This is a genomic window from Prevotella sp. 20925_1_30, assembly GCF_041433025.1.
Classification (GTDB): Bacteria; Bacteroidota; Bacteroidia; order Bacteroidales; family Bacteroidaceae; genus Prevotella; species Prevotella vespertina.
Genome location: NZ_JAPWAR010000019.1, coordinates 19368 through 33348, shown reverse-complemented (window position 1 = coordinate 33348; position 13981 = coordinate 19368). Strand labels below are relative to the sequence as shown.

The window sequence follows — 13981 nt, the reverse complement described above, 5'->3', positions numbered from 1 at the left end:
CCATAAACTATCAAGATGAACGATTTAAAGAAAGCCTTTGCAGGCAAGTTACTAGGGATCAAAGCGATCAAGTTGCAACCTAATGACCCTTTTACGTGGGCTAGTGGATGGAAGTCTCCCTTCTATTGTGACAACCGCAAGACGCTATCATACCATGATGTGCGTTCGTTTGTGAAGTTAGAACTAGTGCATGCAGTGCTGAAGAACTTCCCAGAAGCTACTGCTGTTGCAGGTGTAGCGACTGGAGCTATTGCGCAAGGTATGCTTGTTGCTGATGAACTAGCATTGCCTTATGCTTATGTAAGACCAAAGCCAAAGGACCACGGAATGAAGAATCAGATTGAAGGAGAGCTTCCCGCTGGTGCTAAGGTGGTTGTTGTTGAAGACCTAATATCAACTGGTGGCTCTTCTTTAAAGGCTGTTGCTGCTCTTAGAGAGGCTGGTTTTGAAGTCGTTGGTATGGTTGCCTCTTATACTTATGGCTTCCCCGTCGCAGAGAAAGCATTCCAAGAAGCAGGTGTAAAACTCGTTACCTTGACCGATTATGAGCATGTTGTAGAGACGGCTCTAGAAACTGGTTACATCAAAGAAGCCGATGTCTCTATGTTACATGAGTGGCGCAAGGATCCTGCGAATTGGCAGAAAGACTAAGAAAACATAATCAATAAACATAATGACAAAGTTTGAAAGCAGTGTAAAACAGATTCCTCACTCACAGAAAAGCGTGTATGCTATGTTGAGTGATCTTAATAATATACAACGTTTAAAGGACCATCTTCCAGACGAATCAATCGGTAATGAAGATATGGATAAGGTAAAGGATAAACTCCAGAACCTTAGTTTCGACCATGATTCCTTATCGATTAAGGTTGATCCTGTTGGGCAAGTTTCGATGCGTATCATAGAGCGTGATGAGCCTAAGACTATCAAGTTTGAGAGTGACAACTCGCCCTTCTCTTTTAACTTCTGGATACAAATATTACCTGTAACAGAGGCGTCTTCTAAGATGAAATTAACCATTGATGCAGACATCCCATTCTTTGCTAAGTCGATGGTATCAAAGCCTTTGCAAGAGGGTATAGAGAAGATTGCTGATGCGTTGGCAATGATTCCTTTTGAATAAAGGAAAGCCTATGAAAGAAATTCTAAAGTGTGTTGTGTTCATGATCTTATTGTCTTTCTCATCTTGTGGAGACAATTTCGATTATGAATACAGCAACTATCATCCTTACTTTACATTTAATAACGACACGCATAGAGACCCAATTCTTGCAACAGCAATGAATGCTCTTTCACCTGGAGTCTTTTGTATCATCAAGTCGTCCTACACGAGTGGGAGGTATTGTTTTCAGTTCGAGAACAACCAAGGATTACGCTCCTCTGCCCCCGTATGGTTTGATGGTATCGACCTTAGACTAGAGTCTTGGAAGCATGTCGGGATGAACAATGGACTCATAGTTGGTTATGGGAATCTAGACAACCCAGCCCTCTTCTTTGCCTATGACTTGCAATGTCCTAATTGCTTTGACTTGCGTGAGTTGCCCCTACGGAACTATGAGTTGACAATCAATAACACGGGTATTGCCACTTGTAACCACTGTCATCGCAAATACAATCTCAATACTGGTGGCAATATAGTCAGCGGTGGGTCGGGTAAAAAACTAACCCGTTATCGTGCTAATAGTACTGGTCCTTTTGGCGTATTAGGCGTTAGTTGAGTTGGAAGAAAGTGCGTTTTAGATAGAAAATCATAAGGAAATATGTTCTTAATAACCTCTATAAACGATAGAGTAACATTGGAAGATGAGGTTAGTTGTAGGTTTCTATGTTCTGAATTGAATAGTATCAAGTAGGGGTAAGAACCTTATCTTCAATTAATGTAGATTGTTGTTGAAGTCAAGAAGAGCCTTTCTTCTATTGGAAGAGAGGCTCTTCTCATAGCAACAAAACGCCCTCTTTAATGCAAGGAAGGGCTTTCCTTCTTTGCACTCTTTTGTCTGTTGCAAATGAGATTGTGCTATTTCAAATGTTCTTCATAGCTTATTTAGGTCTCAATTAGCTTATATCTGGAGTCAAAATGAGCTTTTCTAATCAAAAAAACAAGCAAATCTTTTGTCAGTTCGGAGATTTAGCCTTATCTTTGCAAACGGTTTGCCGCAATGGTGGAATTGGTAGACACGAGGGACTTAAAATCCCTTGGCCAGTAATGGCTGTGCGGGTTCGAGTCCCGCTCGCGGCACTTCTTCTTAAATCTCTATGCGCATGAAGCGAATAGTTTATATGTTTTTACTCTCCTTACTGTTGGTCTCTTGTGGTACTCGCAGTGGTTACTTCAAGATGGAGGGGCGCTTCTTGCACATGAATCAAGGCGAACTTTATGTATATAGTCCAGATGGTGGTATCAGTGGATTGGATACTATCAAGGTGGAAACTAGGCGCTTTTCGTATGAGAGACCATGTAATAAGTCTGCCACACTTATTATAGTCTTTCCCAATTACTCAACGCAACCTATCTTCGCAGAGTCAGGTGAGGCTGTAGAGGTGAAAGCCGATGCGTCGCACCTTAAAGAGATGGAGGTGGAGGGTACCGATGCGAATGAATTGATGACAAAGTTCCGTAAGCAGATTGCGAGTGTGGCTCCTCCTCAAGAACTTAAATATGCTATTCAGTTTATTAAAGACCATCCCGAGTCGCCTGTGAGCGCATATTTATTAAACCGATATCTTATTCAAACAGAATCTCCCGACTATAAGTTGGCAGCCCAACTGCTCCCTCTTTTGATAAAGGAACAGCCCGAGAACACAACTTTGAGTCGTCTTAACCGACAAATAAAGGACTTGGGTAATGTGGAGATAGGGCGTAAGTTGCCTCATTTTACAGCCAAAGACGTAAACGGAAAGGCTGTGAATGATGCAATGTATAGCAATAAGAACGTTGCAATCATCAATGTTTGGGCAACGTGGAGTTATGAAAGTTTGGATATACAACGAGCCTTGAACGATGCTGTAAAGGCTGGTAAAATAGCCGCATTAAGCATTTGTGTGGATGCAAACCCTAAGGAGGTGCGTCAATCACTGGTACGTGATGACATCCAATTCCCCAACGTCTGTGATGGAAAAATGCTGAGTTCACCATTGTTAAAGACGTTCGGACTGACTATGATACCTGATAATATCGTCATACGCAATGGTAAAGTAACAGAGAGAAACATTACTGCCAATACCATACGTCAGCGTTATGGCGTTGAATAAAAACTACTAACGTGCTTGTAAAAACATTCTGTGCAGCTGTTAACGGAATGGAAGTTACCACCGTGACAGTCGAAGTAAGCATTACGCGAGGCGTCTTGTTTCATCTTACCGGACTTGCTGATGCCGCGGTAAAGGAGAGTCATGACCGTATTGCAGCAGCCCTTCTCAATACTGGATATAAGTTTCCTGTAGCCGACATCACGGCTAATCTTGCGCCAGCTGACCTCAAGAAGGAGGGTTCCAGCTTTGATCTTCCATTGGCAATAGCCATCCTTGCCGCCAATGACAAGATGAGTAATGACCGCTTGAAAGCCTTTATGCTGGTGGGGGAATTAAGTCTTGATGGTACGTTGCAACCCGTGAAAGGAGTGCTACCGATTGCTATTAAGGCACGAGCAGATAAGTTCCAAGGTATTATTGTGCCGAAAGCTAACGAGCACGAAGCGGCTGTTGTGGATACATTGGAGGTCTATGGCATGGAGAACATATTGCAAGTTATTGACTTCCTGAATGGTACAACCAATCCAGAACCTTGTTATGTCGATACGAGAAAAGAGTTTTATGAACATCAATATGCCTTCGATCTTGACTTTGCTGACGTCCGAGGACAAGAGAATGTGAAGCGTGCTTTGGAGGTAGCAGCCGCTGGTGGGCACAATCTCATTATGGTTGGACCACCCGGAAGTGGTAAGAGTATGATGGCAAAGAGGCTTCCCTCCATCCTTCCTCCGCTATCCCTTGCAGAGAGCTTAGAGACAACTCAGATACACTCCATCGCTGGGAAGTTAGGTCGGGACGCTGGATTAATTACGCAGCGACCCTTCCGAAGTCCGCACCACACCATCTCTGAGGTTGCACTCGTTGGTGGGGGAGCCAATCCAATGCCGGGTGAAATCACCTTAGCACATAATGGTGTGCTCTTCTGCGATGAGCTTCCTGAGTTCAATAAACATACCTTAGAAGTGCTTCGACAGCCTTTGGAGGATCGTCATATAACGATTTCTCGTGCCAAATACACGGTCACTTACCCTTGTAGCTTTATGTTTGTGGCGAGTATGAATCCCTGTCCTTGTGGCTACTTTGCCGATCCTACGCATCATTGTGTGTGTACTCCGGGGCAGATACAGAAGTATCTTGCGAAGATATCAGGACCTCTCATGGATCGAATTGACATCCAATGCGAGATAGCTCCGCTCCCTTTCAAAGACATCTCACAAGCAGCTGCGGGCGAATCGAGTGCTGTTATTCGTGAAAGAGTTATCCGAGCGCGAGCCATACAGACGGAGCGTTTCCGTGAATACCGCAATGTTCATTGTAATGCACAGATGTCCGAGCGGCTCATCCACACGTTTGCTGAACCAGACAAAGCCTCTATGGAGTTGCTTCGGAATGCTATGGAGCGGTTGAAACTGTCGGCTCGTGCTTACAACAGAATACTGAAAGTGGCTCGTTCGATAGCCGACTTAGATGGTTCTGAGGCTGTCCTTTCACAGCACATAGCCGAGGCGATAGGTTATAGAAACTTAGATAGAAGTGATTGGGCAGAGCGTTGAGTAAAAGTAAATGGAGATGAAGAAAATACTTATTTTATTGTTTCTTTCAGTTAATCTTATGATAGTTGCACAGACAGAACGACCTATTAGCCCCGTTGATTGGGACTATATTCGGACGGAAGTAGAGCATAATCCGCAGAGAGTGAAGACTTTGGTAGAGCGTATGGCATTGTTGCGTATGGATTCGACAATGACAAGTCAGGATCGTATCTTGGCTTTCTTTGGTCAATCGTACATCAGTTGTGGTGAGGAAATGAACGTTTGTAGGGATATGAAAGACTCTCTTCGTTGTCGCAAGATGGAAGTTGTTAGTGAATTGGCAGACTCTATATTGAAGGTAAACCCATTGAGTTTGGATGCTTTACTAGGTAAGTTAAGTTATTATTCAGACCTCGCTAACAATCATCCTGATAGGTCATGGAGTGTTGAGGAAGATGTTAAGAAGACCCTTCTACGCACTGAGCTGATTTTAAATACCATTGCTATGACTGGTGACGGAAGTAAGATTCATCCCTTTGCTGTTACCTGCGTTGCCGATGAATACAACTTTATTCGTTATTATCTAAAGATTTCCAATATAAAAGGGCAAGCCTTTTTGGGCGATACAGATCGCATATCTTTGGGAGAGTCAAACGAATTTTATAAAGAGAAAAACGTTTATTTTGATATTACTAGATGTCTTGAACTTGAGCAGAAGGGCTTTAGTAGGAAATAAACGAGGTTATTGTTATAGGATAAAAACAGGCTTTCTGTTTCTTAGAAGAATACTTCTAATCTGCCAGATAAGCATCTCTTTCGTCATTATATGTAGGTAGATGTATTTGTCGAGGTATCCTCTTGAAACTAAAAATAGTCTATTTTTATTTAAAGATTAGTTTGTTTTATAAAGAAAAATAGACTAATTTTTCTCGCAAATATCCCTAGTCTCCATTTTAGTTAATTCTCTCTTCTTATTGTCAAAGGTTTTGGTTTCACTATACAGAGGGCTTCTCTCTGACCTTATTTATCTACTTGTTACATTGATTTAACTCTCCTGTTATGGTAAAGTTGGTGCAATTTTAGCCCATTTCATCGGTTTTTCTTATGGTAAAAGGTTGTTTGATTTTATGTTTATAACCTACTAGTAGGATAGCAACTCATTATCCAATTTCCTCATAAATATTATTGATTCTGTAAGATAAAGGCATCATTTAAATGTTAATTAATAGTACTCTATGATACTTATCATTTAGTATCAAGGCTTATAACTAACGTTGTATTTTGTTGTATGAAGTATGTTCTAAGTTGTTGATAATCAATTAATATTGTTTGTACATTTGCTTGACTACCTTTATTTAAGTATATTAAAGGCTTTTTTTTTGTTATCTTTGCACATACTTTCCTATAGGGACATTGTCTCATAGAAGAGCGTAGATAGAAGTATTAAAAACATAAATCAAAACAAAAGAACAATCATGAAGCCATTGCAAACAGAGAACAGTTCATGGCGCAAAGTACTTACCCTTGCGGTGGGACTAGCCTGTACGTTGGACGTAGCTGCTCAAAATTTCAATGTAAAGGGTTCCGTAACTGACCAGAATGGAGAGCCTATTATAGGTGCTACCATTATGGAGGAAGGAACCAAGAATGGTGTAGTAACAGACATTGATGGTCACTTCACTTTGCCTGTTACAAGTGCTAAATCTCGTATTCGAGTAACTTACATCGGCTACAAGACACAGGAGATTCCTGTTGCAGGGAAGTCCGATTTCAATGTAAAGTTACAGGAAGATGCAGCTAATTTGGATGAGGTTGTAGTTGTCGGATATGGTACAATGGACAAGAAGGAACTTACTTCTGCTGTGTCTCACGTATCTTCTAAGAACTTCACACAGGTAGCAAGTGTAGACCCATCTATGATGATTCAAGGTAAGGTAGCTGGTGTTAGTATTACCAATACTGGTGCTGGTGACCCTAACAATCAGGCAAGTATCCAGGTGCGTGGTGTCTCATCTCGTGCTGCAGGACTTGGTCCATTGATTGTCATCGATGGTGTACCTGGTGGTAACTTAACCAACCTCAATCCTAATGACATTGAGAGTTATGATGTCTTGAAGGATGGTGCTGCATCAGCAATCTACGGTACTCGTGGTTCTAACGGTGTTATTCTCGTAACGACAAAGAAGGGAGCACGCGACGGAAACTTGCACACCTCTTATAATGGATCTATCGCTTTAGATGTCATTAAGAAGGATCTTGATATGCTCTCACCTGATGAGTATCGTGCCAACCGATTGGCTTCTGGTACTGGTTATGACCTTGGTGGTTCAACAGACTGGATGAAGGAAGTGAGCCGAGTAGGTGTTCGCACTGTTCATACATTGACGCTTAGTGGTGGTAATATCAAGTCTAATTACCGTGCATCGGTAGACTATCGTGATGCAAAGGGTATTGATAAGTACTCTGGTCGTCAGGAGTATGGTGCTCGTATCAGCTTGAACCATACAACCAACAACGGTTTGATAACCTTCGGTTTGAATATTGCTCCACGTGTTGCCTATCGTAAGAACGCAACTTGGGATGTGTTCCGTAATGCCTTAGAGGCTAACCCAACTACTCCTATCTGGGATCCACAGAACCCTGCGCTGTACTATAACTTTAAGGGACAGCCTGCTGAGTGGAACCCTATTGAGCAGGAGAAGAGACGTAAAGATACTGGTACAACAAAGTTGATTGACTGGGATGGTACCGTTAAGTTGAATCTCTTCCCATTGTTATTGACCAATCCTGGAAAGCAGGTGTTGACTACACAGTTGACATTCGCTGACCATCAGTATGATAACTATAACCAGTGGTTTAGCCCATCAACCAACACCCGCACTATTAATGCAGGTCGTGATGGTGAAGCATCACAGAGTTATGGCAAGGAGTCTCTCCATAGCTTGGAGTGGATTAACAACTATAGCAACTCTTTTGGTAATCACAACCTTAAGGCTATGTTTGGTTACTCTTATCAAGAGGCACTGTACTCTGGCTTCAATGCTGAGAACAAGGACTTCCCTAACGATGCTCTTGAGGACAACAACTTAGGAACAGGTAAGTTCATGAAGAAGAAGGACGAGCTTGGTATGGGTTCTTATAAGAATGGTTACAAGCTGATTGCATTCTTCGGACGTGTAAGCTATGACTGGAAGGGACGTTATATGTTGACAGCTTCTTTGCGTCATGAGGGTTCAACAAAGTTCGGTGAGCATTATAAGTGGGGTAACTTCCCAGCTGTGTCTGCTGGTTGGCGTATCTCTGACGAGGCCTTTATGGCAGGAACAAAGAGCTGGTTGACCGACTTGAAGCTCCGTGCTGACTTCGGTGTGACAGGTAATCAGGACTTCGGTTCATATAAGTCACTTGATACAATGCAGGGCTTTGGTTATTATATGTATAATGGTAAGTCTTATCAAGTATGGGGTCCTGGTAAGAATCCAAACGATGACTTGCACTGGGAGAAGGGTAAGAACTGGAACGTCGGACTTGATTGGGCGTTGTTCAATGGTAACCTCTTCGGTTCTTTCAACTACTTCAATCGTACACAGCAAGACCTCTTGGGTGATTATAATGTGACTGTTCCACCTTATTTGTTTACGACTACTTTCGTGAACGTAGGTACTATGCGTAACACTGGTTTCGAGTTTGATGTAACTTGGAATGCTATTAAGAAGAAGGACTTCACCTATACACTCAATGTTGTAGGAGCAACAATGGGTAATGAGTTCGTTAAGTTCAGCAATAGTAAGTTTGTTGGTCAGGACTTCTATTACATGGTTGATACACAGGATCCATACCCATTCCATACATTACAGCGTATTGAGAAGGGACGCCGTATCGGTAGCTTCTATATGTGGAAGTATGCTGGTATCACTCCTGATGGTAAGTGGATTGTATATGACAAGGATGGTGATAAGGTCTTAGCAGACAACGCTACAGATGATGATCGTCAGTATGTTGGCAATGGTCTTCCAAAGTTCACGGGTTCTATGACACATAGTTTCCGTTATAAGAACTTAGATGCTTCATTGTTCTTCCAGACAGCTTTGGGCTTTGATATCTTCAATATCCATGACTTCTATTATGGTATTAAGAACTTCCAAGGTAATGTAATGGATAAAGCATACAGTAAGAACCTTGCAGTAACACAGAACCCTATCGTCTCAGACTACTTCCTTGAGCCAGGTGACTACTTGAAGCTCTCTTCTGTAAGTCTTGGTTATACCTTAGATATGAAGAAGAAGTATCTTAGCTCTGTTCGTATCTATGCAACAGCAACCAACCTCTTTACGATTACGAAGTTCTCAGGTGTAGACCCTTCTACCTATCAGTTGAATGGCTTGACACCAGGTGCTACGGGTTCACGTACATACTATCCATCAACACGCCAGTTCATGTTAGGATTGCAAGTTGACTTCTAAAACAATAGTTCAATCATTTAGATAATGAAAAGCAATGAATAAGTTATATAAATACGCAGCATTGTTAGCAGTGCCTGCGGCTCTTATGACAGCCTCAAGTTGTACTGATCTTAGTGAGACACTGTACGACCAAGTGGCATCAAGCAACTATTATAATACGAAGGATGACGTTATTCGTGCAGTACTTCGTCCATTCGAACATGGCTTCTGGAGTATCCAGAGTCGCCATGTATTGAATGAAGAAACAGCCGACCAATTGATTACTCCTACACGTGAAGACTGGTGGGATGATGGTGGTCGTTGGGCTCGTATGCACCGCCATAAGTGGATTAACAAGAATGGTGAGGCTCAGTCTGAGTTCAATGGTTGCTATCAAGGTATCGGACAGGCTAATAAGGTTATTGAAGACCTTAATACACTCTCTGCGTCAAAGTTTGGTTTTTCAGAAGCAGAGTTCGCTAACCTTCGCGCACAGAACCACGTTCTCCGTGCATGGTATTATCTTCGTCTGTTGGATGCGTTCCGCAACGTTTATTACTCAGTTGGTTTCAAAGACACATCAAAGAACTCACAGGAACAAGTACCACCACGTCAGATTTTTGACTTTATAGAGAAAGAGATTAAAGATGCTCTTCCAGAGTTAGTAAAGAAGGCTTCACTTGGTGGTAACGATCGTCTCGAAGGTCAATGGACACAAGCTGGTGCGGCTGCATTGTTGGTTCGTTTGTACATGAATGCAAAGGTTTATGTTGGTGAAGACCGCTATGCTGATGCTGAGAAGTACGCACAGGACATCCTTGATGGTAAGTATGGTACATACGCCGTAGCTGACCGTTGGGACGCTGCTTTCGATTGGGATAATGACAAGTGTGATGAGGTTATCTTCGCATTCCCAAGCTCTCAGGGCGAGACACACTGGCATTACAAGGGTGATATGTATTGGTGGTCAGTTCCATCTAAGGCTAATGACTGGTTGAAGGATACGAAGTGCAAGGAAGGTTCACACAACATCAAGTATTCTGCCTCACCATCTTATAACCCTAAGGGAGAGAAGTATAACTTCGAGTTAGGTATGCCTATCGCTCAGTTCAAGAAGTATCCATCAGATGTTCGACTAAAGATGTACAAGAACTTAAACAATGGTCGACGTGAAGGTATGTTCATCTTCGGTAAGATTCATTATATAGATGATGACGGACACCCACAGTATTTGAAGGATCACAATGGTAGATTTGCTCTTGATATACGTGACGCTGTTGGTAAGTTCGGTGCTACTGATGGTAGCAAGTGGCTCAATAAGGCTGATAGTAGACTCGAGGATGGTGACGACAACTCTGGTTGGATGTTTGCTAAGTACCCTCTCTATCCAGATACGGAAGAGGATCATCAACTTGAGGCAGATTACTGTGAGATTCGCCTCCCAGAGATTATCTATAGTCTAGCAGAGTGCAAGTTGCGTAAGGGCGATGCTACTACAGCAGGCAAGCTATTGAATATGGTTCGCAAGCGTAACTATCCTTCTTCAGATTGGAGCACTGTTCTCTATGCCCCAGAAGGTACAGCAACCCTCGATATGAAGGAGATGTTGGCAGAGTGGGGACGTGAGTTCTTCGCAGAGGGACGTCGTCGTATCGACTTGATTCGTTTCGGAAAGTTTGAAGATGCATGGTGGGATAAGGAGGCAGATGCTGATAAGCACACCGAAATCTTCCCATTCCATCCTGATATCTTGGATTCTCACAAGGGTATGAAGCAGAACCCAGGCTATGATAGTAAATAATTTATTAAATGATTAAAACCTATTCGTAAGATGAAATCAATAGTAAAATATGGTATGGCTCTATTGGCTCTTCTAGCGCCAATAACCTTCCAATCATGTCATGATGATAAGGATATCGTGGTCATCACAGAAGAGCTTCCATTGAAGGTTGACCATCTCTATATGGTGGGTGATGCTACCCCTGCTGGGTGGATCATTGACAATCCATACGAGATGACACGTGATGAGAATAATAAGTACCTTTTCACTTATCATGGTAAACTAAAGACGGGCGAGATTAAGTTGCCACTCTCTAAGGGTGATTGGGGTGCCACATTTGTTTACGCACCTGCTGCTGATACTGAAATCAATGATAAGGGCGTTGCCAGCGATGCGATTGATATTCGCAAAGGTGGTGCCGATAATAAGTGGAAGGTGACAAAGACGGGTATTTATACCTTCGCTGTCGACCTCCGTACACGTAAGCTCACGGTTACTTATGAGGGCGAAGAGCCAGCTGGTCCAATCGTTCCTATCGAGACAGAGTGGTTGTCATTCATAGGTAATGCAACGCCTTATGGCTGGGATATCGGTGGTTTGAAGGCTAAGGTGCAAGCTGGCACTGCTAAGTTTGCTAAGACTTCTACTAGCCTATTACAATTCACTTATGAGGGTCATCTCAACGTGGGTGAGTTCAAATTGTCATTCGATAAATCAGATGGATGGAACAACATGATTCAAGCACCTGTAGCCGATTGTGAGTTCAACCATGATGGACCAGCAAAGCAAGGTATGGTTGTTGGTGGTGATGACAATAAGTGGAAGGTAACGGAAGCTGGTACTTATACGATAGTATTCGACCTCACAAAGCACGAGATTAAGGTAACGAAGTTTGTTGCTGATGCACCTGCTCCAGCTGCACCATCACCTTGGGACACTGAAAACGTCTATATGATTGGTAGCGCAACTCCTGCTGGTTGGGTAACTGATAATGGTGTTGCTTTCACGAAGTCAGGCGATCATATCTTCTCTGTTGAGGTTCAGTTGGCAGAGGGTGAGATGAAGTTTATGCTTGATAAAACTGGCTTCTCTGACGAAAAGCCCTACTTCTTTGCGCCTGCAGAGAATACGGAAGTAAATGCGCAGGGCGTTGCTAACGATGCACTTGTGTATGGTACAGAGAAGAGCTATGGCGACAAGAAGTGGAAGGTGACCAAGGCTGGTAAGTATAAGTTGACACTCGACTTAAAGAATAAGAAGTTTAAGGCAGAGTACTTAGGTGTATAACTCCACTAATATAATAAGGTAGCAGCAAGATTATAGGCTTACACTCCTGATACAAGAGTGTAAATAGAGATACGACAAATGTCGACTCTTGCAGCTACCATTTAATAACTACTTATGACAGAATAAACAACAATGAAGAAATATATATTTGCAAGTTTAGCATTCGCAGCTTTGCTATCCAGTTGTAATAGTAATGAGTGGGATGTCACCAGCGACTTGAGTGTCGATAAGCAGGACCCTACTGTTGGCCTTACACCTGTTGCAGAAAAGGAAGGTATGGATTATGCTCCTCTTTATTGGAGTGTATATGGTAACCTCCGAGCACAGGAAAAGGCAGGCTCATTCCCAAATATCTTCACAGAGAACGACTGGGATGAGACAATCGATTATGTAGTCACTAACCTCAAGTCACATGGCTATGATATGCTTGTTACTGATGGCTTCGCTGCCATGGGCGGTGATGATGGTTACATGACACGTTACAGTCACTCTACAAAGGATGAAGGTTCTCCAGAGATACCTTTGACTACTATCGTTGCAAAGCTGAAAGCGAAGGGTCTGAAGTTAGGTGTGTATGACAGTCCATTCTGGTTACACTATTCTAACCCTAATGCTATCATCCCAGGAACAGACTCTATTACCGTGAGCAGTCTTGGTTATGACCCTGCAAAGGACAAGGATGTGAAGTATCCTACGGCTAAAGAGCAGTTCGGTTGGGTAATGACTGACCACCCAGGTGCCGAACAGTTCTTTGAAGGTTTCTTCAAACACTATGCTGACTTAGGCGTGAAATTCGTGCGTATGGACTTCCTCTCTTGGTATGAAGATGGAATGAATTATACCGATGTTATCGATAAAGGCTTTGGTCGTGAGCGTTACGTGAAGGGTATGCAATGGATCAACAAATATGCACAGAAGTATGGTGTGTATGTTTCTCTTGTAATGCCACACTTGCGCAATGACGCTATCATTGAAAAGTACGCTGGTAACATGGTACGTATTGATGCCGATGCACTTGAAGGTAGTTGGTATCGTTTCTCAGATAACAACCGTGGTAGCCTGCGTGGTGGGTGGCCTAATTCAGAGAACGCATTTGATGGTTTTATCAACTGGTCAAAGATCTCTGGTCGTAAGAAGATACGTCTTGATGGTGACTTTATCCGTATTGGAAGTTACGCTGATGACAATGAGAAGATGTCTGTTATCTCTCTTCCTTTGATGGCAGGCGGTCCTATCTCAATCACCGACTTACCAACAGGTGATGACCTCAAGTTCTTCCAGAATGACGAGCTACTTGCATTGAATAAGGACGGATTCGTAGGTAAGCCACTAGCACGTAATCTGTGGAATACAGATGGTGAGGTATGGTATGGACAGATGAAGGACGGCTCTTACGTTGTAGGTCTCTTCAATCGTGAGACAGCTGCTGCAACACGTTCTGTAGAATTGTCTAAGTTAGGACTATCAGGAACTTATAAAGTGCGTGACCTTTGGAAGCATGCTGACGAGGGCGAGGTAACCGATAAGATTGAGGCTGTTATCCCAGCACATGGTTGTAAGATAATCAAGCTGACAAAGTAAGTAATGACAACTGCTGTCCCCTCATTGGGACAGAGTTATTATAAGAATCGAACCAGTTGGACGTATCCAGCTGGTTCGATTTCTTTATGACCTATTCGTAATAGAAT

Annotated in this window: 10 protein-coding genes and 1 tRNA gene; all 11 read left to right on the top strand. The window is 42.7% G+C overall.

Annotated features, from left to right (window positions below; translation table 11 throughout):
- The first annotated feature begins 15 nt into the window (after window positions 1-15).
- The 11 genes from pyrE (at window position 16) to O3603_RS08815 (ending at window position 13874) form a co-directional block, all read left to right on the top strand.
- Window positions 16-651 carry an orotate phosphoribosyltransferase gene (gene pyrE / locus O3603_RS08865; protein ID WP_288954295.1) on the top strand — a complete coding sequence of 212 codons (636 nt, stop codon included), beginning with the start codon at window positions 16-18 and terminating at the stop codon, window positions 649-651.
- A gap of 22 nt (window positions 652-673) precedes the next feature.
- Window positions 674-1123: an SRPBCC domain-containing protein gene (locus O3603_RS08860; protein WP_288954297.1), complete on the top strand. Its 450-nt coding sequence runs from the start codon at window positions 674-676 to the stop codon at window positions 1121-1123.
- A 10-nt stretch (window positions 1124-1133) separates the two neighbouring features.
- Entirely contained in the window at window positions 1134-1718 is a 585-nt protein-coding gene (locus tag O3603_RS08855) for a hypothetical protein (protein WP_288954299.1), read from the top strand.
- Window positions 1719-2153: 435 nt separating this feature from the next.
- Window positions 2154-2239, top strand: a tRNA-Leu gene (locus O3603_RS08850).
- 17 nt (window positions 2240-2256) lie between these two features.
- Complete coding sequence (locus O3603_RS08845) at window positions 2257-3252, top strand: DUF4369 domain-containing protein (RefSeq protein WP_371522281.1); 996 nt, start codon at window positions 2257-2259, stop codon at window positions 3250-3252.
- Window positions 3253-3263: 11 nt separating this feature from the next.
- Window positions 3264-4805 carry a YifB family Mg chelatase-like AAA ATPase gene (locus O3603_RS08840; RefSeq protein WP_311453938.1) on the top strand — a complete coding sequence of 514 codons (1542 nt, stop codon included), beginning with the start codon at window positions 3264-3266 and terminating at the stop codon, window positions 4803-4805.
- Window positions 4806-4821: 16 nt separating this feature from the next.
- Window positions 4822-5520 (top strand): DUF4919 domain-containing protein, encoded by a 699-nt coding sequence (locus tag O3603_RS08835; protein ID WP_371522279.1) that lies wholly within the window; start codon window positions 4822-4824, stop codon window positions 5518-5520.
- A 739-nt stretch (window positions 5521-6259) separates the two neighbouring features.
- Entirely contained in the window at window positions 6260-9247 is a 2988-nt protein-coding gene (locus tag O3603_RS08830; RefSeq protein ID WP_371522277.1) for a SusC/RagA family TonB-linked outer membrane protein, read from the top strand.
- Window positions 9248-9281: 34 nt separating this feature from the next.
- Window positions 9282-11027: a RagB/SusD family nutrient uptake outer membrane protein gene (locus tag O3603_RS08825; protein WP_371522275.1), complete on the top strand. Its 1746-nt coding sequence runs from the start codon at window positions 9282-9284 to the stop codon at window positions 11025-11027.
- A 30-nt stretch (window positions 11028-11057) separates the two neighbouring features.
- Entirely contained in the window at window positions 11058-12293 is a 1236-nt protein-coding gene (locus O3603_RS08820) for a SusF/SusE family outer membrane protein (protein ID WP_371522273.1), read from the top strand.
- A 132-nt stretch (window positions 12294-12425) separates the two neighbouring features.
- Window positions 12426-13874, top strand: a complete 1449-nt coding sequence (locus O3603_RS08815; protein WP_371522271.1) for a signal-peptide-containing protein — start codon at window positions 12426-12428, stop codon at window positions 13872-13874.
- Window positions 13875-13981: the final 107 nt, after the last annotated feature.

What these genes read in the sequence shown, in the direction of transcription:
- pyrE (WP_288954295.1), top strand. Translation starts at nt 16, where the DNA reads ATGAACGATTTAAAGAAAGCCTTTGCAGGCAAGTTACTAGGGATCAAA.
- O3603_RS08835 (WP_371522279.1), top strand. Translation starts at nt 4,822, where the DNA reads ATGAAGAAAATACTTATTTTATTGTTTCTTTCAGTTAATCTTATGATA.
- O3603_RS08845 (WP_371522281.1), top strand. Translation starts at nt 2,257, where the DNA reads ATGCGCATGAAGCGAATAGTTTATATGTTTTTACTCTCCTTACTGTTG.
- O3603_RS08855 (WP_288954299.1), top strand. Translation starts at nt 1,134, where the DNA reads ATGAAAGAAATTCTAAAGTGTGTTGTGTTCATGATCTTATTGTCTTTC.
- O3603_RS08820 (WP_371522273.1), top strand. Translation starts at nt 11,058, where the DNA reads ATGAAATCAATAGTAAAATATGGTATGGCTCTATTGGCTCTTCTAGCG.
- O3603_RS08825 (WP_371522275.1), top strand. Translation starts at nt 9,282, where the DNA reads ATGAATAAGTTATATAAATACGCAGCATTGTTAGCAGTGCCTGCGGCT.
- O3603_RS08815 (WP_371522271.1), top strand. Translation starts at nt 12,426, where the DNA reads ATGAAGAAATATATATTTGCAAGTTTAGCATTCGCAGCTTTGCTATCC.
- O3603_RS08830 (WP_371522277.1), top strand. Translation starts at nt 6,260, where the DNA reads ATGAAGCCATTGCAAACAGAGAACAGTTCATGGCGCAAAGTACTTACC.
- O3603_RS08860 (WP_288954297.1), top strand. Translation starts at nt 674, where the DNA reads ATGACAAAGTTTGAAAGCAGTGTAAAACAGATTCCTCACTCACAGAAA.